Genomic DNA, 22,920 nt, shown 5'->3' with positions numbered 1-22,920 from the left:
GCCGCGTTGATTCAGGAAACACGCGTTATCGTTGACGTTTTTCGCGAGCAAGAACTAGGCGTCCCCCTCGCTCCTACAAAGGCATTACGGCTTGCCCGCCAAAACACGTCGCCATCGCAGCCACTCCGGATGCGCGCGCCACCGTGCCCCCCTTAGCAAGCCGCCTCCCCCCTAACGGGCTACCACCTCCCCCGAACACGGCACATTAACGTGCATGGGCGCGTCTTCATTCAACGGAAAAGGAACTCCCATGCCTGCCCCAAACACCCCACCTGCCGCACAGCCGATCCGACAAGCGGTTGAAGCCCAGTTCCGCACCTGCCCGACATTGCGCTCAGTCACCGCGCAACTGCTCGCCACCAACCTCAAGGAAAAATACCCGCCGCTGACCTACCCACTCGCAGACCTTCGATTAGCCGTGCCCCGTGAAGGTGGCGGTCGCACCCTGCTCCCCTTGCTGGAGGTCGCGCTGGGCTACCTGGCTGATGGCAGCTTTCCCGATGTATCGACACGCCTGGGCCTGGACAGCTACTTGAGCGGAGTCACCGGCAACCGCCTGACCTATCCCATCAATGGGCGCAGTCGCGACTATGACCTGGAGGTCATCGAAGGGGTCATCAACGAACTGCCCACGCTTCTGTTCATCGATTTTCAACAGGCATTGGCAACCTATTGGAGCCAGGACAGTGACGCCGGCGTTAGTCGCTGGAAATGGCTGGCCGATGTGCTGCAAGGCTCGCTGCTCGAATCCGCCACGCGCCAGGCCGGTGACGCAGCCCAACCACTGAACATCCTCAGCACCTTGAGCCGCTATCCCGACAGAGCCACCCGCGCCGCACGCCCTTGGCCCGAGAACGCAGTACGCGCCTATACCCTGGAGACGGAGCTGGAACGGGCAGGCGCCCGACTCACGCTGCAAGCCAGCGAGATCCTGATCGTCAGCCGAACGCAGGTGTTGCTGTGCAGCCTCGACGGCAAGATCGACTCATACTCCGACCTGGATGCCTTCGGCCAAGCCTGGGGCGAGCGCATGCAACAACGTTTCCTGGCCGACAAGATCACCTGGCGGCAGTATGAACCCGACGGCAATATCTTCGAGATACAAGCCGCGCTGGTACTGAACCAGCAACTGGATGACCTGGCCACGATTGAACTTCCCGCCAGGTCTACGGTGACCGCCCTCGAGCAGTTGTTCGCCACCACCGTAAACCCCGGCCGATTATTCACCGCCGCCGCCACGCCCCTGGCCAATCTGTCGCCCCTCCAGACCGCCCTGCCCGACTGGCTGCAACGCGTCAGCGCCGCCGACCGCCTGGCCTATCGCCAATGCCTGATCGAACAAGCCGGGATCCGGCGCCTGACCTTGGGCGACGCCGACTTCGACGGCCTGGAAACACTGCGCAGCTACGCGACCCAGCACTTGAACCACCAACTGTGCCTGGACCGCGCCGAGGCCCTGGGCGGCGTGCGTACCTGCAGCCAGGAGACATTGTCTGCCGGGTACGCCGCCGATGACGTGGAGCTGACCTTTCATGTCCCGGTGGGCAGCCTGGAGGGCGGTTACATCGAGCCGGTCTCCATGACCCTGGTGGACCTGGCCCTGAAGAACCTCTCGGGAAGACCCAAAGGGCGCATGACCCTAAGCCACCGCTGGGGCCGGGAAGTGGAAGCCTGGCTGACCGCCGACTACATCCTCCAACTGATCCAGCGTGTCGACATCGGTAAGAATTACCCCAACTACCTGCGCCAGGCGCTGATGAGCGACACCGAGGCGGCGCAAAAACGCCAGCGGCTGTTCCAGCAGCAACGGCCCGTCCACCTGAAAATCCGGGCGCTGGAGCACAAAATCAAAGGCGAAGCGGGCCTGACGTCCCGAGGCGTCCAATATGTGAACGCGGTGCTCGATCCCGACCCCATGGCGCGTCGCATCGACGGCAACGCCATCGTCATTCGCCCGCTGGCGTTTCTGCGCAAGCCGGGGGCGACGGCGGATGTCGTGCAAAACATGTTCATCATCGAGCCTCTCGACACCCAGTTGGGGCCGCACGTGCTTTATCGTCCAGCCTATCCCGACTCACTGCGCGAATTCGCCCGCCGCGAGCAATTGCTCGCAGCCATCGTGCAGCCCGGCCCCCTGCAGGACAGCGTCCTGGCCTGGTTACCGGACGCTGCCAGGGCGATCTACAGCCATGGCGGTTTTACGCAACCCCACATCGTGCGTGTCGGCATGGGTTCGGAGTTCGACAGCCTGCCCAGGGTACCCACGCCCGCAGAACTGGCGGGGGCTGGCGACGAAAGCGGTGACGAACTGCTTCAGTCACTCAACCACGGCAACCTCATGGAGTACCTGTTTGGTTGTGAGACCCGACAGGTGTTGGACCAGGCCGAGCGTGAGTCGACGTCCAACCGCGAAAGCCGCTGGGCGCTGATCCTGGAAGGTATGCAACTGGGGTTCAATACGCTGTTGATGGCCGTGCGCGGGCCTTTGGCGGCAGTCGGTTGGCTCCTGCAACTGGCGCAAGGCCTCACCCAAGACCTGCCGGCGCTGGAAAGTGACAACCCCACCGCGAGGGAGCTGGCGTGGGTCGACCTGTTGCTCAACATCAGCCTGCTGATGGTCCATCATGGCACCCCGGCTCCCGTTGCCGACACCCCACCGTTCGATGCACAAGCCCTGACCCTCGAGCCCTTCAGGCACCCGCTGCCCGGCCCGGCAACAACGCGAACAGCAGTGGTTGCGCGCGGCATTGTCGGCCTGCCCGCGGAACCACCGGGGGGTGGCCGCACGCTGATGGATTTTGACCATTCCCTGGCCAGCGACAGCGCCTCGGCCAGGCTGTTGGACAAACTGCGATCCGTCAACATCGCCTGGCCCACGCCCGCACCAGAGCCGGTCAAGATCGGCCCCCACGCGGGGTTGTATAGCATTGACGGCCGATGGCATGCCTCCGTCGGCGGCTTGTTGTTCAGGGTCAGTATTGTTCCGGGCTTTGGCGAGGTGTTCATCATTCACCCTGAGCATCCAGACCACCCCGGTATCAAGCTCAAGACCGACGGGAGGGGCCGCTGGACCCTCGACCCTGGGCTGAAGCTGTTGGGCGGCGGCAGAAAGGACGAACTGCAAGCGCAAAACCGGCGCAAGAAAGAGCAGGTGCTCGCGCGCGTACAGGCACTCAGCCAAGAAGTCCCGCAACTGCTGGAGCCATTCGATGCATCGCTTAAACCCACACAAAACGCATTGGATGCCCTGAAGCATCAACGCAAGATCGTCCAACTGACGGCAGAGCTGCTGAAAAAGGCGACTGATGCACAAAGGCCGGGGCTGGAAGCACGCCACCTGCAGGAAACCCTCAGGCACCAGACGCTGCGTAGCGAATTCGAGATTCTGCTGCAAAACCTGGAAGTCTTGTTTGCCCAGTCGCTCCCCCCGCGCCTGGAAATGGTCACGCTGGGCCAGGAACTGGAAAAAGTCGGTGGGGCGGGTGCGCACGTGCGCGACCGCGAGAAAATCCTCAACACCATCTGGGATCAACAGCTGTTCATTCACACCTTGCTATTGGGCCGGCTCAACGCCATGCGCTTCTCCCGCGCGGGGGAGCCGATGGCAGAGATGGCGCGCAGGATGTTTATCGACAATTTGCTGGGCGACCGCACCGTCTACAACGAATACATCAGCAACGCCATTGAGTCGGCCAACGTCCGCCAGCACATGGGCGAGGTCTCGGCAGCCATGGAGAACACCCTTCAACGGCTGGAACAGGACTCGCGGGCCGGGCGGGTGGTACGTCAAAAACTGCTGGATGAAATCGCCTTCCCACAGCATTTTTTTTCCGACAACCTGAAACTCAATGCGCTGAATTATCTCGCCGCTGTCAGCGTGGAAATGACCGATACCGTGCCGCCGCCCGAAGAAGACCTCTACATCAGGCGCCTTGAGCACATCGACCTGTTCGAGGTGCTGCTGTCTCACGTTGAAGTGCGCAGCAGCGCCGAATACCCGCTGGCCGAACAACGGGATGTCTACGAGACGGTCCTCAAGCAGTACAACCGCTATGAAGAGGCCATCCGCGCACTCAAGGTCATCAACCCGCGTCGACTGCGCCCGGAGTCCGAGCGCCTGCTCAAAGGTCTCGAATATGCCAAGGCGCTTGCACAAAACGAGCTGGAAGCCGTGGTGCGCAAGCAGGAAGCGCTGGACGTGGAGCTGCCCCTGTCAAAAAACCTGCGCCCCAAACTGCCGACAAAACGTGTCTTCAAAACCCGTAGGAAGCAATACCTCATCGGCGAACTCAAGCCTGCCGGTGCACAAGGCGCCGAGGAACGTTTCACCATCACCGATACGCTGACCGGTGAAACCGTCAGCGCCTTCAGCCGACACGAAGACGGCTGGGCAGCCACCGAAGACGAACCTGCCGCCCCGGTGCCAACCGAACCACAGAGCCGCTCACTCGCCACCCTCAAAAGCCTTGGCCAGGCGCTGATCGAACAGCGCAAAGGCATTGATCACACGATTGCGACCGACCAGCAAAAACTCGACTCGCCCCTCACCCGTCAGCAGGTCAATCCGGGCGACTGGGATGAACTGCTCACTGGCCATGCGAGAAAACTCACGGCACTGGCCGAGGAAATACAGCGCGATCACCTCGACAAGCTATCGGCCCAGGACCTGGTCGACGAATACCTCGCGCAGGCCCGGGATATGAACCGGCAGGCTCAACGCGTGTGCAGTGAAGCCTACAAGCGCCAATGGCCGACACCGGAGAGCCTCAACTACCTGTGGGAGCATCAAGAAATCGACATCAACCTGACGAGCCTGGCCGACCCGCAACGTCCGACCCTCAGCGGCGACTTCTTCACCGAATACGCGGTTTACGACAAGGCGAAAAAACCGCCGGCGGTGTTGTGGTACGCGCACTTCCACTACGCCACGGCCGACGCCCCGCCCGCCCGTTACACCCGGGCGCATTTGAAGCTGCCCGAACAGCGCAAATTCACCCAGAAGGATTTGCTCAAGGAACACGTCCAAGCCTACTTGCGCAACCTCCGGGACCCCGGCAGCGAACCGGTCACCAACATTGTCTATGTACTGATCACGCCTCCCGTCGACCAGATTTTCCTGGCGATCGCGCCGCTACCGCGAGCGAACCCGTGATACCGGCCTGAAGGTCCACCTTGGGGTGAGGGCCAGACGCCCTCACCCCAGGGCTCAGTGGGCAAACAGCGAATTGCCCTTCTGCCCCGCCAGTTTCTCGGGCTTGATCAGGAAGCGGGCCAGCGCCGGCAGCAGCCACAGCGCGCCAAACATGTTCCACAGCAGCATGAAGGTCAGCATCAGGCCCATGTCGGCCTGGAACTTGATCGCCGAGAAGATCCAGGTGCACACGCCGATCGCCAGGCACAGGCCAGTAAACAGCACGGCCTTGCCGGTGGACTTGAGCGTCTGGTAGTAGGCCTCTTGCAGTGGCAGGCCGGCGCGCAGGAAGCTTTCCAGGCGACTGTAGATGTAGATGCCGTAGTCCACGCCAATCCCCACGCCCAGGGCCACCACCGGCAAGGTCGCGACCTTGACGCCGATCCCCATGAACGCCATCAGCGCGTTGCCCAGTACCGAGGTCAGCACCAACGGCAGCACGATGCACAGGGTCGCCGCCCAGGAACGGAAGGTGATCATGCACATGGTGGCCACGCACAGGTACACCAGGATCAGGATGGTCAGCTCCGACGCCTTGATCACTTCGTTGGTGGCCGCTTCGATCCCGGCGTTACCGGCGGCGAGGATGAACTCCAGGCCGTCCTTGTTGTTCTCCTTGGCGAACGCCTGCACCGCATGCACCGCGCGGTCGAGGGTTTCGGCCTTGTGGTCGTTGAGGAACACCAGCACCGGCGCCAGCGAGCAATTGTTGTTGTACAGGCCATCGGCGCGGGCGATGGAGTTGTTCAGGACATCCGGGTTACGCGATAGGGTTTCCCATTTCAGGTTGCCCTCGTTCATGCCCTTGATCATCTGCTTGGACACGGTCACCAGCGAGATCGCCGACTGCACGCCCTCGGTGTTCTGCATCTTCCACATCAACTGGTCTATCGGCGCCATGGCTTCATAGCGCGAGCAACCTTCGGCCTTGGTCTTGACCATCACCACCAGCACGTCGGAACTGGTCGAGTAGTTGCTGATGATGAAGTTGTTGTCCTTGTTGTAGCGCGAGTCCGGGCGCAGCTCCGGCGCGCCTTGGTCCAAGTCGCCGATCTTCAGGTTCTGGCTGTACCAGAGGCCGCCGCCGAAGGCGACCAGCGCGAGCAGGATCGAAACCGGCGCCACTTTGGCGCTGGCAAATTTCGACAGCAGGCGCCAGAACGGGTGGTCGCGGTGTGCGTCCTTCTTGCTGCGGGCGATGGCGCGCTGGCTGATGCCGGCATAGGAAATCGCCACCGGCAGCAGGATCAGGTTGGTGAACACGATCACCGCCACACCGATGGATGCGCCGATGGCCAGTTCACGGATCACCCCGATATCGATGATCAGCAGCGTGATAAAGCCCACGGCATCCGCGAGGATCGCGATCATCCCCGGCAGGAACAGTTGCCGGAAGGTACGCCGCGCGGCGGTCAGCGCGTTGTCGGCCTCACTGGATTGCAGGGCGATACCGTTGATCTTCTGCACGCCGTGGGAAATACCGATGGCGAAGATCAGGAACGGCACCAGCATCGAATACGGGTCCAGCCCGAAGCCGAAGAAGTGCATCAAGCCCAGTTGCCAGACCACCGCCACCAGCGTGGTACTCAATACCGCGACCGTGCTGCGCAGGCAGTTGGTGAACCACAGCAATAGAACCAGGGTGATGACGAACGCAACGCCGAAGAACAGCACCACCATCACCAGGCCGTCGATCAGGTCGCCGACCTTCTTGGCAAAGCCGACGATATGGATCTTGACGTTGGGGTTCTGCGCTTCGAACTTGTTGCGGATCTTATCTTCCAGTTCATGGGAGAACTTGCGGTAATCCAGGGCCAGTAGCTTGCCCTGGTCCTGCGGGTCCGGGTAGGACTCCAGCAGCGGGATATCGACAATGCTCGACTTGAAATCGTTGGACACCAGGCGCCCGACCTGGCCTGACTTGAGCACGTTGTTGCGCAGTTGGTCGAGGCTTTGCGGCGAGCCGTTGTAGCTCTGCGGGATCACTTCACCACCGGCAAAACCTTCTTCGGTCACTTCGGTCCAGCGCACGCTGGGGCTCCACAGCGACTTGAGGCCCGAGCGGTCGACGCCGGAGATGTAGAACACCTCGTCGTTGATCTGGCGCAGGGTCTCCATGTACTCCTTCGTGAAGATGTCACCGTCCTTGGCCTCCACCGAGATGCGCACCGTGTTGCCCAGGTTGGCCAGGTCGTTGCGGTGTTCCATCATCTTCTCGATGAAGGGGTGCTTGAGCGGGATCATTTTTTCAAAGCTGGTGGACGGGCGAATCAACGTCGCCTGCCAGAACAGGAACACACTCACCAGCAGGCAAATGACGATAACCGCCGGGCGGTTGTTGAAGATCAGGCGCTCAAGAAAGGTCGCTTTATCGTTGTGATGACTGCTCATTCTTTCCCCGCCTTCTTATTGTTTTGTCGGTTCGGCGCCGGTGGGCGTGGCGACGCGAACACCACCCTGTCCGACCAGAATCAAGTTGCCGTTGCCTGCCGCCGTGACGGCCGACAACGAAATGCGGTCCGGGCGGTTGAATACGCTGAAGGTCTGGCCGTCGTCATGGCTGACCACCACGCTGCCGCCGTTGCCGACCACCACCAATGAGCCGTCATCGAGCAAGGTCGCCCCCGACAAGCCGAACTCCAGGGCGCCGCGCGCGGCATTCAATTCGACCTGCTCCCAGGTGCTGCCGAAATCCGTGGAGCGGTACAGGTTGCCGCGCAAACCATAGGCCAGCAGGGTCTGCGGTTGAGCGGTGCTGATCACGCCAAACAGCGAGCCCTCGTAGGGGCCTTCGAGTTTTTCCCAGGTCTGGCCGTCGTCGCTGGAGCGGAACATGCTGCCCTGCTCGCCCACGATAAACAGGCCGGCGTCCTTGATAGAAGCAATGGCGTTGAGGTGAAACTGGTCTTCGTTATCGAGGCGGTCGCTGACGTCGTTCCAGGTCTTGCCGCCGTCGGTGGTTTCGATCAGCGCACCGTAGGCACCGACGGCCAGGCCGTGGCTGGCGTCTTTGAACCATACGTCGAGCAACGGCGCTTCGCGCTTGAGGTCCTGGTATTGCTGGCTCCAGGTGGCACCGCCGTCGGTGCTGGCGAGGACTTGCGCATCATGGCCGACCGCCCAGCCGTGCTGGTCATCGACGAAATACACCGCCGTCAGCAGTTGCCGGGTGGGAACTTTGGCTTGGGTCCAGGTAGTGCCCTGGTCATCGGAATAGAGGATATGCCCGCGATCACCGACCGCCACCAGGCGCTTGCCGGCATGGACCACGTCGATCATCAGGCCCTTGGCGGCCTTGGGGGATTCAATCGCAAACACCGCGGCGGCGGGGGTATCGCTGGCGGCCTGGACGGCGGTCGGCAACGCGACGGCTCCAAACAGCGAGAGCGCTGTGGCCAGCAACGCAACCCTGCGTGCGGCACGTGGGCGGCAAACAACCCAACCCATGACAGGCTCACTCATAGACCTTTCTCCCATTATTATTGTTAGGTCGTGCTGCCTTCCTGGGCTCTGAAACCTGCAATCTAGAGCGCCTGGAGGCAGCAGGGGCCATCCTATCGGGCTTTCGAATCGTCTGACAATCGGCGCTACGTTATCTTTTGTTAACTGACGGCGTTTGGCCACGTGCTGAATATAGCCACATCAGCCGGAATGATAGCGCGCGCCTAATGAATTAATTTTTCCATATCTTGAATTTTGGGAATTTTTATTCCATTAATAGTGTTCCTGAAAACAATAATCCAAAGGACCACGGCGATGCGCGAACTCGGAATCGGCTTGATTGGCACAGGCTTCATGGGACGTGCCCATGCCCTGGCCTTCAACAACGCCCGCGCGGTATTTGAACTGCCCGTCACCCTGAAACTGGCCGCCCTGGCCGATGCCGACACCGAACGCGCCCAGCGTTGCGCCAGCGCCTGGGGCTTTGCCCGGGCCCATGGCGATTGGCAAACGCTGGTCAACGACCCGTCGGTGGACGTGGTGGCCATCACCACCCCCAACCACCTGCACTACCCCATGGCCATGGCCGCGATTGCCGCAGGCAAGGCGGTGTACTGCGAAAAACCCCTGGCCGTCAGCCTGCAACAGGCCGATGCCATGCGCCGTGCGGCAAGCGCGGCCGGGGTGGTGACGCGGGTCGGCTACAACTATCAGCACAACCCGATGATCGGCCTGGCGCGGCAGTTGATCGCCAATGGCGACCTTGGCGAGATCATCAGTTTCCAGGGCGAGTTCAGCGAAGACTTCATGGCCGACCCGGCGTCACCCTGGTCATGGCGCTGCGAAGTGGAACACGCCGGTGGCGCCCTGGCGGACCTGGGTAGCCACTTGTTGTCGATGGCGCGCTATCTGGTCGGCGATGTGCTCAGTGTGTGCGCGGATACACAGACGGTTCATACCCGGCGCCCCGCGATCAAAGGCAGTACCGAATTGAAAGCCATCGCAGTGGATGACCAGATTCACGCCCTGCTGCGTTTCGCCAACGGCGCACGCGGCACGGTGAGCAGCAGTTGGCTCAAGCATGGCTACAAGAACCACCTGAGTTTCGAGATCAGCGGCACGAAGGGCACCCTGGCGTTCGATCAGGAGCGCTTGAATGAACTGCGCCTGTGCCGTGCCGGCCAGGACGGTTTCCAGCGCTTGCTGGCAGGCCCTGCCCTGCCGGGTTATGCGGCGTTCAGCCCGGCTGCCGGGCATCAGTTGGGCTACAACGAACTGAAGACGCTGGAGGTGCAGGAGTTGATGATGGCGCTGGCCGGCCAGGGGGCGGACGGCACTGACTTTGAGGCGGCGTGGGAAGTGGAGCGGTTGGCGACGGCGATTCGCGTGGCGGCCCAGGAAGAGCGCTGGGTAACAGTGGGCACGGTTTGAGCAGGTGGGAGGGGCGGTGCGACGATTCGACATTGCCCCCCGATGGCGGTGCATCAGTTAAAACTGTACGGGCTGACACTCCGCCATCGGGGGCAAGCCCCCTCCCACATTTAGATCACCTATATCCTGTTAGATCACCTACATCCTTTTAGATCACCTATATCCTGTTAGATCACCTACATCCTTTTAGATCACCTGCATCCTGTTAGATCACCTACACATTTCTAGATCACGTACACACATTTGAATCAGCGTAACGCTCGGCGCAGTACTTTACCCACCGTGGTCTTGGGCAACTCGGTGCTGCGAAACTCCACATACCTGGGCACCTTGTAGCCCGTCAGGTATTCCCGGCAATGGGCCAGGAGCTGTTCCTGGGTCAGGTTCGGGTCCTTGCGTACCACGATGATCTTGACCCTCTCGCCGGTCACGCCGTCCTCCACGCCGATCGCCGCGACTTCGCCGACGCCGGGGTGCAGCGCCACCACATCCTCGATTTCATTGGGGTACACGTTGAAGCCCGAGACCAGGATCATGTCTTTCTTGCGGTCCACCAGGCGGATATAGCCGCGCTCATCCATCACGCCGATATCACCGGTCGACAACCACCCCTCGGCGTCCAGCACTTCGGCGGTTTCGTTCGGCCGTTTCCAGTAGCCCTGCATCACCTGCGGACCGCGCACTTGCAGTTCGCCTTGTTCGCCGATATCGGCCAGTTCGCCGTCTTCCCGCATGAAGCGTACCCAGGTCGACGGCAGCGGCACGCCGATGCTGCCGGTGAACTCCATCTCGCGCATGCGTGAGATGTCGATGGGGCTGATGCTCACCACCGGCGAGCATTCGGTCAGGCCATAGCCTTCGATGATCGGCAGGCCGGTGACTTCCTTCCAGCGCTTGGCCACCGCCGTGTGCGTGGCCATGCCGCCCGCGATCACCATGCGCAGGTCGGAAAAGTCCCGCGCGCAGAACTCCTTATTCTCCAGCAGGCCGTTGAACAACGTATTGACCCCGGCGATGCCATTGAAACGCTCCTTGCGCAGGATCATCTGCACCCGTTTCACATCACGGGGGTTGGCAATGAGGATGTTGCGCCCGCCCAGGCACATGAACATCAGGCAGTTCACCGTCAGGGAAAAGATGTGGTACAGCGGCAGCAGGGTGACGTTGGTTTCCTGCTTGTCCTGGTCGAGTTGATCACCGACCCAGGCCTTGGCTTGCAGCAGGTTGGCGATGATATTGCGGTGGCTGAGCATCACGCCCTTGGCATCCCCCGTGGTGCCGCCGGTGTATTGCAGGAAGGCCAGGTCGTCGAGCGCCATGGCGACCGGGAAGTGGTTGAGCGCCCGCCCCTGTTTAAGTACCTGGTTGAAACGCACCGAGCCACGCAGGTTGAACGCCGGCACCTGCTTTTGCACGCGGCGCAGGATGAAGTTCATCGCCGCGCCCTTGAAGGTGCCGAGCAAGTCGCCGATGGCCGCCACCACCACGCGCTTGACGCTGCTGCCGGCGATGACTTTTTCCAGGGTGTGGGCGAAGTTTTCGAAGATCACCACGGTTTCGGCGCCGCTGTCCTTGAGCAAATGCTTGAGCTCATGGGCGGTGTACAACGGGTTGACGTTGACCACCACCGCGCCGGCCAGGAGGGTGCCCAGCAGGCAGATCGGGTACTGCAAGCAGTTGGGCATCATCAACGCCACGCGGTCGCCCTTCTTGACGCCCTGGCCTTGCAGCCAGGCGGCAAACGCAACGCCCTGCACGTGCCAGTCGGCGTAGGTCATTTCCGTGCCGATACTGACGTAGGCGACCCGCTCGCGGAATTTTTCCAGGTGCTCCAGGAACACCTCGCGCAACGATGGGTAGTCTTCGATACCGGCATCGATGTCCGCCGGGACGCCGGGCAGGTAAGCGTTCAACCAGACCCGTTCGGTCTGTTCCAGGCTGATAGCGTTCATGGCAGTCTCCTTGTTGTTGTTTTTGATAGAGCTACTTTTCGACAATGGCGGTAATGCCCAGCCCGCCCGCCGCGCAGATGGAAATCAGGCCGCGTCCACCCCCGCGTTCATGGATGGCCTTGGCCAAGGTCGCCAATTGCCGGCCTCCGGTGGCGGCAAACGGGTGGCCGCAGCCCAGGGAGCCACCGTTGACGTTCATTTTGGCGCGGTCGATGGTACCCATTGGCGCCTCCAAGCCTAGACGCTCGCGGCAATACTCGGCGTCCTCCCAGGCCTTGAGCGTACACAGCACCTGGGCGGCAAAGGCTTCGTGGATCTCGAAGAAATCGAAGTCGGCGAAGCTCAGGCCTTCGCGCTTGAGCATGCGTGGCACCGCATAGGCCGGCGCCATCAACAAGCCTTCGGTGCCGTCGACAAAATTCACCGCCGCCGTCTCGCCCGTGCGCAGGTAGGCCAACACCGGCCAGCCATTGGCCGCCGCCCATTCTTCGCTGGCCAACAGCACCACCGAGGCGCCATCCGTCAGTGGCGTGGAATTGCCCGCCGTGAGAGTGCCGTTCTGGCGGTCGTAGGCCGGGGACAGCCCGGCGAGTTTCTCCAGGCTGGCGTCGGCGCGCAGGTTGTTGTCCCGCGCCAGGCCGCGATGGGGGCTGATCAGGTCGTCGAAGAAACCGCGTTTGTACGCGGCATCCAGGCGTTGGTGACTGGTGAGGGTCAGCTCATCCTGGGCCAGGCGCTTGATCTGCCAGCGCTTGGCCATTTCTTCGCAATGCTCGCCCATGGACAAGCCGGTGCGCGGCTCGCCATTGCGCGGCAGCAGCGGCTTGAAAAACATCGACGGGCGCACCTTCAGCAGCGCCTTCAACTTGTCGCCCATGCCCTTGGCACGGTTGGCCGCGAGCAAGGTGTGGCGCAGGGACTCATTGATGCCGATGGGCGCGTCGGAAGTGGTATCGGCGCCGCCGGCAATGCCGACTTCGATCTGGCCGAGGGCGATTTTATTCGCCACCAGCAAGGCCGCTTCCAGACCGGTACCGCAGGCTTGTTGCACGTCGTAGGCCGGGGTCTGCGGGGACAAGGTGGTCGACAGCAGCGACTCACGCGCGAGGTTGAAATCCCGCGAATGCTTGATCACCGCGCCGGCAGCGAACTCGCCCAGGCGCTGGCCGTGGAGGTTGTAGCGGTCGACCAGGCCTTGCAGCGCAGCCACCAGCAGATCCTGGTTGCTGTCGTGGGCGTATACCGTGTTGGAACGGGCAAACGGGATGCGGTTGCCGCCGATGATCGCCACGCGGCGGGTCGGGGCCGGGTTGAAGCTGTAGTCACTCATGTAGGGTTCTCATTCCAGACAAATAGCCCGCGCATATGCGGTTTGTCGCCGGCGAAATTGCGCACTTCGAATTCGCGGCGCGGGCCGCTCACGGGGTGTTGCCATAGGGCGACCTGGCCGGGCAGAAAGATCGGCAGCTTGAAGTCGCAATGGGCCTGGGCCTGATCCAGGCCACCGGGCGGTTGTTGAGCGGCCAATGCACGGCTGAGGGTCCACATGCCATGGGCGATGGCACGACGAAAGCCGAAGAGCCTGGCGCCGATCAGTGAGGTGTGGATCGGGTTGAAGTCCCCCGAGACCCTGGCAAACCGCCGCCCCAGGTCGGCGGGCAGCATCCAGCGCTGGGTGCGCAGCAGGCCTTCTTCCTGCAACGGCAGGGCGTCACCCCACGGCTCGCCCACCGGGTCTTTGACCTCGCGGCGCAGGTACAGGCTGTCGCTTTCCCACGCCAGGGCGCCGTTGCTGTAGGCGCGGGTGGCGATGCTCAGCGCCTGGCCCTTGGCATGGGCCACCCAGCGTTCGCAAAAGACTTCCAGGCGCAGCGCCTGGCCTTCATGCAGGCGCTGGTGCTGCCGGATGCGGTTGGCCAGGTGCACCATGCCGCTGGCCGGGTACGGGAAACTCGGACGGGTCAACACCATCAGGTGCAGGGGGAACGCCAGCACATGGGGGTACGACAGCGGCACCCCCTGCTCGCGCCGGAACCCACAAGCACGCCCATAAGCGTCGATGTCGGCGCCAGACAATGCCACCGCCGAACGCACCAGACGCTCGTTGGGCAACAGCGGCGCACCGTCGAGCTTGGGCTTGCGCAAGGCGCGTACGCCGTCGAGCAACAGCTGGGTGCGCGAGGGCGGTGGGTCAATGATCTGTGTGATGTAGTCCATGGACTCAGGCTCCCAGCAGGCTTTGGCCGCACACTCGGACGACCTGGCCATTGACCCCACCCGAGGCAGGATGGGCCAGCCAGGCGATGGTTTCGGCCACATCGACCGGCTGCCCACCCTGAGACAGGGAATTCATGCGCCGCCCGGCTTCGCGGATCATCAGCGGGATCTTCGCGGTCATCTGTGTTTCGATAAAACCGGGCGCCACCGCGTTGACCGTGATCTGCTGCGCTGCCGCTCTCGGGGCCAGGCCCTGTACCAGGCCGATCACGCCGGCCTTGGAGGTGGCGTAGTTGCTTTGCCCGAGATTGCCGGCAATCCCGGAGATCGACGACACACACACGATGCGCCCACCGGGGTTCAGCCCCTGGTTTTCCAACAAGGCGTTGCTCAGGTTCAGCGGCGCTTCCAGGTTGACCGCCAGCACGCTGCGCCAGGCCGCTTCGGTCATCTTGGCGATGGTCTTGTCGCGGGTGATCCCAGCGTTGTGGACGACCACGTCGAAGGCGCCGTACTGACTGACATGGGCCTGCAACAACGCCCCTGCATCCGCACTGGTGATGTCCAACGGCAACGCCGAACCGCCGACGCTGGCGGCCGCTTGCTGCAACGACTCCTGTGCCTGGGGCACGTCCACGCAGACCACGTGGGCGCCGTCGCGGGCCAGTACCTGGGCAATCGCCAGGCCGATGCCACGGGAAGCCCCGGTAACCAGCGCGCGTCGGCCGGCAAAGGGTTTATCCCAGTTGACGCTGGGGTGGCCGTCCACCGGTTTTTCCAGGCGCACCACCTGCCCGGAGACGTAGGCCGAGCGGCGCGACAGGAAGAAACGCAGGCTGCTGTCCAGTGCGTCCTCCGCACCTGGCGCCACATAGAGCAATTGCACCGTGATCGCGCGGCGCAGCTCCTTGGCCAGCGACCGCACCAGCCCTTCGAGGGCACGCTGGGCGATGGCCTGGGGCAGATTCGCGCAGTGTTCGGGCGCCGTGCCCAACACCACCACCCGACCGTGCTGGCCGAGGCGTTTGGCGTTGGCGTGGAAGAATTCGTACAGCTCATCCAACTGTTTCAGGTCGACCACAGCGCTGGCATCGAACACTGCGCCCTGCACCTTGACCGTGGACGGCGCCTTGAGCGTCGCCGGCGCGGCGGTGACCGTGTCGGTGGCGCTGAAAACCTGTTGCACTCGCGTGGAAAGCCGCCCTGCCCCGGCGACGATCACCGGGTTGGCCAGGCCTGGCTGGCCGCTGCGATGGCGCTGCAACGGCACGGGCTGAGGCAAGCCCACCGCCTGGGCCAGGCGCCGGCCCCAGGGGGAATTGACGAACGATAGGTAGCTGTCACTCATATCCGCATTCACTCACAACACATTCTGACCTTGTAAACCCGATCCAATGTGGGAGGGGGCAAGCCCTAATGCCAGTCATGTAGGAGCGAGCTTGCTCGCGAAGAACTCAGGACCACCACGTTTATCCAGAATGAACGCGTTGCTTAGACGTTCTTCGCGAGCAAGCTCGCTCCTACAAAAAACCTTAACTGACTGGCATTGGACCCAGCCCCCACCCACATTGACCGGGTTTGCCCTAATTGACCGAGGCGTTTTCGCTTTGGCTGCTGCGCCGCTTGGGCGCCGGCTCCAACGCCTGCCTGCGCTGCTGCAACGCCTCCAGCAAACCGAAGTCCTGGGGGAAGTCATCCACCTGGATCGCGTGGTCGGCATATTCCACATAGCGCGCCAGCAAGGCGTCTTCGTCAGCGCTGATCAGGTCCAGCGCCCGCGCCTTGACGCGCCAGGCGGTAAAGGCCGTGGCGGAAATCGGCATCGGTTCGAGCAGGCCTTGCTTGATCGCCGGCTTGAGTCGGGCGTCGATCAATTCCACCTGCGGCAACAGGCGGAAGCCGAGTTCGCCGTAGGCCAGCTTGTCGATTTCCGGACGTGGGATGTAGGAATTGGCCAACAAACGGTCGCGGGTTTCGCCGGAGGTCTGCACCACATCGGCGACCTGGGCCAGCAAGTGATCCGAGGGTTTGCGCAGCGGGATACCGAACGGGAACGTCAAGCCTCGCAGCACCGCAGCAGCCGCTTTCGATGGGTAATTATCCAGCACTTCGGCCAGGGCTTCATGGGCGCGCAACAAGGCGTCCTGGGCCGACCAATGCACCAGCGGCAGGTCCGCCTGGGGCCGTCCATCGTCCTCAAAACGCTTGAGCACGCAGGACAGGATGTACAACTGCGACAGGATATCGCCCAGGCGCCCGGTGATACTTTCCTTGCGCTTGAGCGCCCCGCCCAGCACGCCCATGGAAATATCCGAAATCAATGCCAGCACCACCGACAGCCGATTAGCCTGGCGGTAATAGGACGCCAGCGCCGGGTCGGTCTTGGCTGGCACGGAAATCAGCCGGCCGCCCGTCAGCGCATTCACCGCCGCGCGTACCGTGTTAGCCAGCACAAAACTCACATGGCCAAACATCGCGCGGTCAAAGTCTTCCAACGCCTTGCGCCGATCCGGGTTGCGCGCCGCTTCCATCTCGCGGAACACGTAGGGATGGCAACGGATCAAGCCCTGGCCAAAGATGATCAGGCAACGCGTCATGATGTTCGCGCCCTCCACCGTGATGGCGATGGGGCTTTGCTGGTAGGCACGCGCCAGGAAATTATTCGGGCCCATGCAAATGCCTTTGCCAGCGACGATATCCATGCCGTCGTTGACGATCATCCGCGCGCGCTCGGTGACGATCATCCGCGCGCGCTCGGTGACGTGGTACTTGGCGATGGCCGAGATCACCGAGGGTTTCTCGCCCGCGTCCAGAGAGGCCACCGAGACCTTGCGCACCGCATCGCAGGCATACAAATGCCCGGCCATGCGCGCCAGCGGCGCCTGCACGCCTTCGAACTTGCCGATGGGCAGGCCGAACTGTTTACGCATCGCCGCATACGCGGTGGTACCGCGCACCGCGACCTTGCCCAGGCCGACGTTGGCCGATGGCAGCGAAATCGCCCGGCCAGCGGCCAGGCACTCCATCAACATGCGCCAGCCGTTGCCGACTTGCTCGCGGCCGCCGATGACCCACTCCAAAGGAATGAAAACATCCTTGCCGGTGGTAGGACCGTTCTGGAACACCGCATTCAACGGCCAGTGACGGCGCCCACTGTTGACGCCGGGATGGGAGGTCGGGATCAACGCGCAGGTGATGCCGAGTGAACCGGGCGCGCCGAGCAAACCGTCCGGGTCCTCGGCGCGAAACGCCAGGCCGAGCACAGTGGCGATGGGCCCCAGGGTGATGTAGCGCTTGTCCCAGGTCACGTTGAAACCCAGTACTTCTTCCCCCTCATGCAGGCCCTTGCAGACAATGCCCAGGTCCGGGATCGCCCCCGCGTCGGAACCGGCATAGGGGCTGGTGAGCGCGAAGCACGGGATATCTTCACCCCGGGCCAGGCGCGGCAGGTAGTAATTGCGTTGGGCATCGGTGCCGTAGTGCAGCAGCAACTCCGCCGGGCCCAGGGAGTTGGGCACCATCACCGAAATCGCCGCCGCCGAGCAGCGCGTCGACAGCTTCATCACCACTTGCGAGTGCGCATAGTGAGAGAAACCTTTGCCGCCGTACTGCTTGGGAATGATCATGCCGAGGAAGCCGGCGTCCTTGGTGTACTGCCAGCCTTCGGGGGACATGTCCTGCCAGACCTGGGTGGTTTCCCAGTCGTTGGCGATGTCGCAAAGGGTTTCGACTTCATTGTCGAGGAAGGCTTGCTCCTCGGCACTCAAGCTGGCTGGCGCGGCTTGCAACAGGCGCTGCCAGTTGGGCTTGCCGCTGAACAGCTCGGCGTCCCACCACACGGTGCCGGACTCGATCGCCGCGCGTTCAGTGTCGGACATCGCCGGCATGATCGTACGAAACAGGCCCAGGGCCTTGCTGGTCAACAGGGTACGGCGCAGGGGTTTGATCGTCATCAGGAATGCCGGCACCACCACCAGCACCGCCGCGACGGTGGTGCCGAAAGCGGCGACCACATTGAACAGGTAACCCGCCGCCAGCCAGACCAGGCCAGCGCCCAACCACAGGGTGGCGGCGGCTTGTCGATACGCCAGGGCAATCGCGGCTGCGAAACCCACCAATAACCAGATAACCATGGAGATACCTCGACTCGATTCAGGGCGTGGCAAACGTGGGTGCAGATCGAAATGAGCTGCGGCGTAACGCCACACTACAAACTCGGAAAGATAAATTCAAATTTTGTTTTGAAATTTTTATTTAATGTACGGGCAAAAAAAATGGCGGATGAATGGATCAGCCTCTCAGGTTTGTTCATCAGGAAATCGCAACGGGTCGCATGGGCGACCCGTCGATAAGTGACAACATGAAGAGGCAGCCGGATGCGCCAACTACCTCATGACGCCGTCACACCGTTTAGGTCAGAACCGATAGGTCGCTGACACACTGACCACTTCGCCCTTGCCCTCGGATTTTCCATCAAGTCGCGAGCCACCCAGGCGGTCTTGATTGTGTGTCTTCAGGTTGACCTCCTGTACAAACTGCCGCGAGTAGGCCGCGTCAACACTTAAACCAGGAATGGCTCTTACGTTGTAGCCGAACCCAAGCGAAGCGAAGATCCGGTCACCGTCGGGGATACGCGGATCACGTGTTGAGTTGCGTGTGGGGGTCTGGTCAAACGACACACCGCTGCGCAAGGTCAGGTCGTCAGTGAGCTTGTAATCGCCGCCGAAAGAGTACTGCCAGGCATCGCGATACTTGTAGGGAATCGATACGATCAGGTTACCGTCCGATGTCAGCGTAAGAGCCTTGAAGGATGACCATTGGGTCCAGGTCGCACTGACGCCCAGGGTCAACCGTTCATTGACTTCATGCACCCAGTCAAAGGAAGCATTCGCCGGGATATCCAGCCGAGTCTCGGCGTTGGCGCCGTCCGGTTGCAATCTCAAGCCGGGGTACAAGACCCCCACCAGTGTCGTGCCATCGGGCAACGCGGGATCAGTCATCAGGCTTTTCAACGCAGCATCAGCCCGAATGTTGTATTTGCCCTCCATCTTGTTCTTGATTTTCGCGTGGTAGTTCAAACCCAGAGTGTCACGTTCGGTGGGTTTCCAGACGACGCCTGTGAACCAGCCAACGGACGTGTTATCGACCTTGACTCGCATCAATGCGTTGCCCACGCCTGACGGGAAAGGAATGCCCGCTGGCGAGGCGGCCGCCGCCCCCAGCAGGTCAATGTTCTGGCTGACGAAGCCTTTAGTGTGCTGGACGATTGCCCCTGCACCAATAGAGAACCGATCGGTGACCTTGAACGATAGAGAGCCCGTGAGCCCTACCGTTTCGATCTTGGTGTCGACGGCAAAATCACGCCCCTTCCAGTCCTCGTCCCAGGTACTGCGCATACCCTGAGGCACCACTTGGCTCAGGCCGAAAGCAAAGCGATCATTGATCGGTATAACCATGAAACCGGTAGGCAGCCAGGCGGTAAAACCACCCTCACCGCCGTCACCTTGGGAATAAGGCGTACCAAAAGACCCGTCCGGGTTCAAAGGTGTTTTTTCCAGAGGGTTACCATTGAGGTCGTAGGCCTGACCTTTGTATTTGATATTGATGCGAGCGTAGTCAATGGTGAACTGCGCAACGCTTTGATCGATAAACGCCATTGCCGCAGGGTTGTTGTAAGCCGCACTTGGATCACCCTTGAACAGCGATCCCCCACCGAACCCACGCCCCCAACCAGCGGCACCTACAGTCGGAGTAGCAAAACCACCGGCCTGAACCGGCACCGTTACCGCTATTCCACCCAACAACGCCAGCCCCAGTGCGACCTGCACTTGTAGTTTCTTATTGTTCATGCGGCACTCCTTATTATTATCAACGGCCGACTCTGCGGAAGCGTCTTAAAAAACCCAAGCACTCGCGGAAGCACCTGCGCGTCATATCGCTGATACGTTTTTAAGATGCTACGGGTGTCGCCTTATTTACTTCAAACAGGTGCCCCTTTCGAGGCACCTGCCTACAGCGGGTGATCAGCCCCTGGTTCTAACCCAACGAGTTATTGAACGGTCAGGCCTGGTGCGTTAACAGTCAGCGATTGAATAGTGCAGTTGCCGGTTCCCTGACCAAGCAGGGTTTGATTGGTTGCGCCAAGAACGTGGGTGGATTGATTCCAGGTCACAGCAATGCTGGTAGGGCCGCAGTCCGACCGAGGAATCAGCGGAGGAGCACCATTGATCACGTAGCCCACATTGGACAGGGTACCGGCGCTGAGGCTAGTAGCGGTCAACACCCAACCTGGGGTAGGGAGACTTTTCAGTTGCGCCAGTGGACACAGAATGCCGCCAGTGAAACTAGCGCTTGAAATAGTCGCCACACCACCTGCAACAGTGCCGCTCGCAGTAAGGGTGCAAGTAACAGGGGCGGACGAAGAAGGCGAAAGTACGGTAATGGTGCCGGTCAAGTTGGTGAACGGTCCATTCGGAACGATCGATGCCGCACTGGCCATCGATGCTGCACCGAAACTGAGAGCAAAAGACGTTACACAAACGAGGGTTTTCAAGCTTTTCATTGTTTTTCCTCACATGTTATGGCGAATTCATTTCGCCCGGGGTAATGGCCATGAACGAGAGGTCACGGTGAAACTGCAGAACTTCCCTTTCCAGCCAAATCTCAATTCAATTACCGCTACAACATCCAACCACTACTCAACCACTTTGAAGTTCGGTGGCATCTTGATCGACACCGTCTTGATCTTGCAGTCTTCGCCAATCGGAACATTGGCGGCTTCCAACTTTCCGGTGGCGTTATCCCAGGTGCCGTCGGCCGTGGAAGGGCCGCACTTGCCGCCCAGGCCGAAGGCGTGCACATCTACGCTGATCTTCGACATCGAGCCGCTTTTTGTGTCCTTGGCAATTAATACCCACGGCAAGTTGATGGCTTCGACCCGGCTGCACTTGAGGCCGCCATCGAATTCAACTTTGTCGACATTCACCGACGCCCCATCGGCGGCAACCTTACCGGCGACTTTGATGGTGCAGTCGGCGCTGATCAGCGCGCCCTTGGAAAAGCTGATGGGGCCCTGGGCAGTAAAGGCACTGCCGGCCGGTTCGATACGTGCGGCCTGGGCCTGTTGATAGACAATCAAACCCAACGCAGCCAATACGATATGCGTGGTGAACTTGGCAGGTGCTTGCATGGTGTACGTCCTTCCCTTGAAATTATTTTTGTTCGGGTCAAACAACTTGCTTGCCATAAAATCGGTAACACCAGGGCGATAGCAACCTGCGCAATACACAGATCACGAACGCCGTAAATAACGTACTCCTTCAGATCAAAATGACTGGGTCGTGCCGCTGTACTTTTCCAAGTACTTCAAACGCTGTGAAGGTTGAAGATTGGTCAGCGTGATATCACCGCCATAATGATTCAGCACACGATGATCCATCCGTCGTCGCCATAAGTAAGGTACATAGGCCCAGACAATCATGCTCGCGTAACCGTAGGGTAGTTGCGGAGATTCATCGAAGTGACGCAACGACTGATAACTACGCGTGGGGTTGGCATGGTGATCGGAATGCCGTTGCAACTGGAACAAAAAGATATTGGTGACAATTCGATTACTGTTCCAGGAATGCCGTGGCGAGCAACGCTCATAACGACCGTTGGGCAACTTCTGGCGTTTAAGGCCGTAGTGTTCGACATAGTTCACCACTTCCAGCAACGAGAAGCCGTAGATGCCCTGGATGATCAGGAATGGCACCACTGCCCAACCCAACCAGGCGATCATCGCGCCCCACAGCACCACGCTGTACATCCAGGCACTGAGCACACCATTTTTCCAATGCCAGGCCGGCAGGCCGAGTTTGCGCAGGCGCTCGCGCTCCAGGTTCCACGCCGAGCGGGCGCTGAACCACACCGAGCGCGGCAGAAAGGCCCAGAAGCTCTCACCCAGGCGGGAGCTGGCGGGGTCTTCCGGGGTAGCGACACGTACGTGATGGCCGCGGTTGTGTTCGGTGTAGAAGTGCCCATAGAACGTAGGGGCCAGCGTGACCTTGGCCAGGAACACTTCCAACGGCTTGGGCTTGTGCCCCAGTTCATGCGCGGTGTTGATCGCAATGCCGGTGGCAGCCCCCGTGGACATGGCCATGCCCAGGTAAGTGAATACGCTGATCTGACCGTGAAGCTGGGTGCGCTCGGTGATATACGCAGCGGCCTGTGCCATCCAGCTCGAAGGGTCCAGCGTGGCGGTGGCGTGCAGCAGGCCGCCGTTGATGATCCAGTCGATACCGCCAGCGGCCAGCCAGCCGGTGATGACCACCGAAGCGATGACAAACAGCACACCGGTGTAGACGATCCAGCGGTAGTAGCCTTGGGACTCAAGGTGGCTGACGGCGGACTCGGGCGGGTTGCTGACGTCTTCACCGAGCAGGCCGTCGATCAACGGGATCAGGCCAAAAATCACCAGTACGCCGACCCACCACAATTGTTGTACGCCGGTGGTGATGGCGAGAGCGCCGGAGAGCAAGGGGGTTGCCAGCGGCATGATGCCGAGCCACCACAGGTGGCGCTTGCCGTCGGTCCAGATGCTTGGAGCTGCCAGGGCCTGGTTCATGGCAGCCTCCGAATGCAGTCGGTGGGCAGGCAAACGAATGGGGCGACAAACAGGTTCACGGAACGCTGACTGCCCCGAGAAAC

13 protein-coding genes are annotated in these 22,920 nt (G+C 61.3%); 2 read left to right on the top strand and 11 right to left on the bottom strand.

Going from position 1 to position 22,920, the window contains the following annotated elements; translation table 11 throughout:
* Positions 1-250 precede the first annotated feature (250 nt).
* Positions 251-5,152 (top strand): dermonecrotic toxin domain-containing protein, encoded by a 4,902-nt coding sequence (locus AC1Q6I_RS11580; protein ID WP_102625100.1) that lies wholly within the window; start codon positions 251-253, stop codon positions 5,150-5,152.
* 54 nt (positions 5,153-5,206) lie between these two features.
* On the opposite strand, the gene AC1Q6I_RS11575 is transcribed toward AC1Q6I_RS11580, so the two are convergent.
* Positions 5,207-7,582, bottom strand: coding sequence for an efflux RND transporter permease subunit (locus AC1Q6I_RS11575; RefSeq protein ID WP_024075923.1), 2,376 nt, complete (start codon positions 7,580-7,582; stop codon positions 5,207-5,209).
* 15 nt (positions 7,583-7,597) lie between these two features.
* Positions 7,598-8,638 carry a WD40/YVTN/BNR-like repeat-containing protein gene (locus AC1Q6I_RS11570; protein WP_069081340.1) on the bottom strand — a complete coding sequence of 347 codons (1,041 nt, stop codon included), beginning with the start codon at positions 8,636-8,638 and terminating at the stop codon, positions 7,598-7,600.
* Positions 8,639-8,947: 309 nt separating this feature from the next.
* On the opposite strand from AC1Q6I_RS11570, the gene AC1Q6I_RS11565 reads away from it, so the two are divergent.
* Positions 8,948-10,063 (top strand): Gfo/Idh/MocA family protein, encoded by a 1,116-nt coding sequence (locus AC1Q6I_RS11565; RefSeq protein WP_024075925.1) that lies wholly within the window; start codon positions 8,948-8,950, stop codon positions 10,061-10,063.
* Positions 10,064-10,311: 248 nt separating this feature from the next.
* Here AC1Q6I_RS11565 and AC1Q6I_RS11560 read toward each other — a convergent pair whose 3' ends face one another.
* From AC1Q6I_RS11560 to AC1Q6I_RS11520, 9 genes are all read right to left on the bottom strand, one after another.
* A complete protein-coding gene (locus AC1Q6I_RS11560) occupies positions 10,312-12,015 on the bottom strand; it encodes an AMP-binding protein (RefSeq protein WP_024075926.1) in 1,704 nt (567 codons plus the stop codon).
* A 31-nt stretch (positions 12,016-12,046) separates the two neighbouring features.
* Positions 12,047-13,345, bottom strand: a complete 1,299-nt coding sequence (locus AC1Q6I_RS11555) for an acetyl-CoA C-acetyltransferase (protein ID WP_024075927.1) — start codon at positions 13,343-13,345, stop codon at positions 12,047-12,049.
* The gene (locus AC1Q6I_RS11550; protein WP_069076360.1) at positions 13,342-14,232 is read right to left on the bottom strand and encodes a MaoC/PaaZ C-terminal domain-containing protein; all 891 of its coding nucleotides are present in this window, start codon (positions 14,230-14,232) and stop codon (positions 13,342-13,344) included. The genes AC1Q6I_RS11555 and AC1Q6I_RS11550 overlap by 4 nt, the downstream gene beginning before the upstream one ends.
* A gap of 4 nt (positions 14,233-14,236) precedes the next feature.
* Positions 14,237-15,580, bottom strand: coding sequence for a 3-oxoacyl-ACP reductase (locus tag AC1Q6I_RS11545; RefSeq protein ID WP_102625099.1), 1,344 nt, complete (start codon positions 15,578-15,580; stop codon positions 14,237-14,239).
* A 235-nt stretch (positions 15,581-15,815) separates the two neighbouring features.
* Positions 15,816-18,365, bottom strand: coding sequence for an acyl-CoA dehydrogenase (locus AC1Q6I_RS11540; RefSeq protein WP_102672931.1), 2,550 nt, complete (start codon positions 18,363-18,365; stop codon positions 15,816-15,818).
* A gap of 282 nt (positions 18,366-18,647) precedes the next feature.
* Positions 18,648-20,081 (bottom strand): outer membrane protein transport protein, encoded by a 1,434-nt coding sequence (locus AC1Q6I_RS11535; protein WP_024075931.1) that lies wholly within the window; start codon positions 20,079-20,081, stop codon positions 18,648-18,650.
* Positions 20,082-20,281: 200 nt separating this feature from the next.
* Complete coding sequence (gene praB / locus AC1Q6I_RS11530) at positions 20,282-20,794, bottom strand: alkane oxidation protein activator PraB (protein ID WP_024075932.1); 513 nt, start codon at positions 20,792-20,794, stop codon at positions 20,282-20,284.
* Between the two features lie 132 nt (positions 20,795-20,926).
* Positions 20,927-21,421, bottom strand: coding sequence for an alkane oxidation protein activator PraA (gene praA / locus AC1Q6I_RS11525; RefSeq protein ID WP_102625098.1), 495 nt, complete (start codon positions 21,419-21,421; stop codon positions 20,927-20,929).
* A gap of 135 nt (positions 21,422-21,556) precedes the next feature.
* On the bottom strand, positions 21,557-22,837 hold the full coding sequence (locus tag AC1Q6I_RS11520; protein ID WP_069076356.1) for an alkane 1-monooxygenase: 1,281 nt from the start codon (positions 22,835-22,837) through the stop codon (positions 21,557-21,559).
* Between the last annotated feature and the right edge of the window lie 83 nt (positions 22,838-22,920).

It is taken from the genome of Pseudomonas sp. MPR-R2A5, assembly GCF_058793055.1.
Note: the sequence above shows the minus strand (reverse complement) of the source record. Positions and strands in the feature narration are given on the sequence as shown.

Excerpts from the sequence above, each read along its gene's own strand:
- AC1Q6I_RS11580 (WP_102625100.1), top strand. The coding sequence starts at position 251 with ATGCCTGCCCCAAACACCCCACCTGCCGCACAGCCGATCCGACAAGCG.
- AC1Q6I_RS11575 (WP_024075923.1), bottom strand. The coding sequence starts at position 7,582 with ATGAGCAGTCATCACAACGATAAAGCGACCTTTCTTGAGCGCCTGATC.
- AC1Q6I_RS11570 (WP_069081340.1), bottom strand. The coding sequence starts at position 8,638 with ATGGGTTGGGTTGTTTGCCGCCCACGTGCCGCACGCAGGGTTGCGTTG.
- AC1Q6I_RS11565 (WP_024075925.1), top strand. The coding sequence starts at position 8,948 with ATGCGCGAACTCGGAATCGGCTTGATTGGCACAGGCTTCATGGGACGT.
- AC1Q6I_RS11560 (WP_024075926.1), bottom strand. The coding sequence starts at position 12,015 with ATGAACGCTATCAGCCTGGAACAGACCGAACGGGTCTGGTTGAACGCT.
- AC1Q6I_RS11555 (WP_024075927.1), bottom strand. The coding sequence starts at position 13,345 with ATGAGTGACTACAGCTTCAACCCGGCCCCGACCCGCCGCGTGGCGATC.
- AC1Q6I_RS11550 (WP_069076360.1), bottom strand. The coding sequence starts at position 14,232 with ATGGACTACATCACACAGATCATTGACCCACCGCCCTCGCGCACCCAG.
- AC1Q6I_RS11545 (WP_102625099.1), bottom strand. The coding sequence starts at position 15,580 with ATGAGTGACAGCTACCTATCGTTCGTCAATTCCCCCTGGGGCCGGCGC.
- AC1Q6I_RS11540 (WP_102672931.1), bottom strand. The coding sequence starts at position 18,365 with ATGGTTATCTGGTTATTGGTGGGTTTCGCAGCCGCGATTGCCCTGGCG.
- AC1Q6I_RS11535 (WP_024075931.1), bottom strand. The coding sequence starts at position 20,081 with ATGAACAATAAGAAACTACAAGTGCAGGTCGCACTGGGGCTGGCGTTG.
- praB (WP_024075932.1), bottom strand. The coding sequence starts at position 20,794 with ATGAAAAGCTTGAAAACCCTCGTTTGTGTAACGTCTTTTGCTCTCAGT.
- praA (WP_102625098.1), bottom strand. The coding sequence starts at position 21,421 with ATGCAAGCACCTGCCAAGTTCACCACGCATATCGTATTGGCTGCGTTG.
- AC1Q6I_RS11520 (WP_069076356.1), bottom strand. The coding sequence starts at position 22,837 with ATGAACCAGGCCCTGGCAGCTCCAAGCATCTGGACCGACGGCAAGCGC.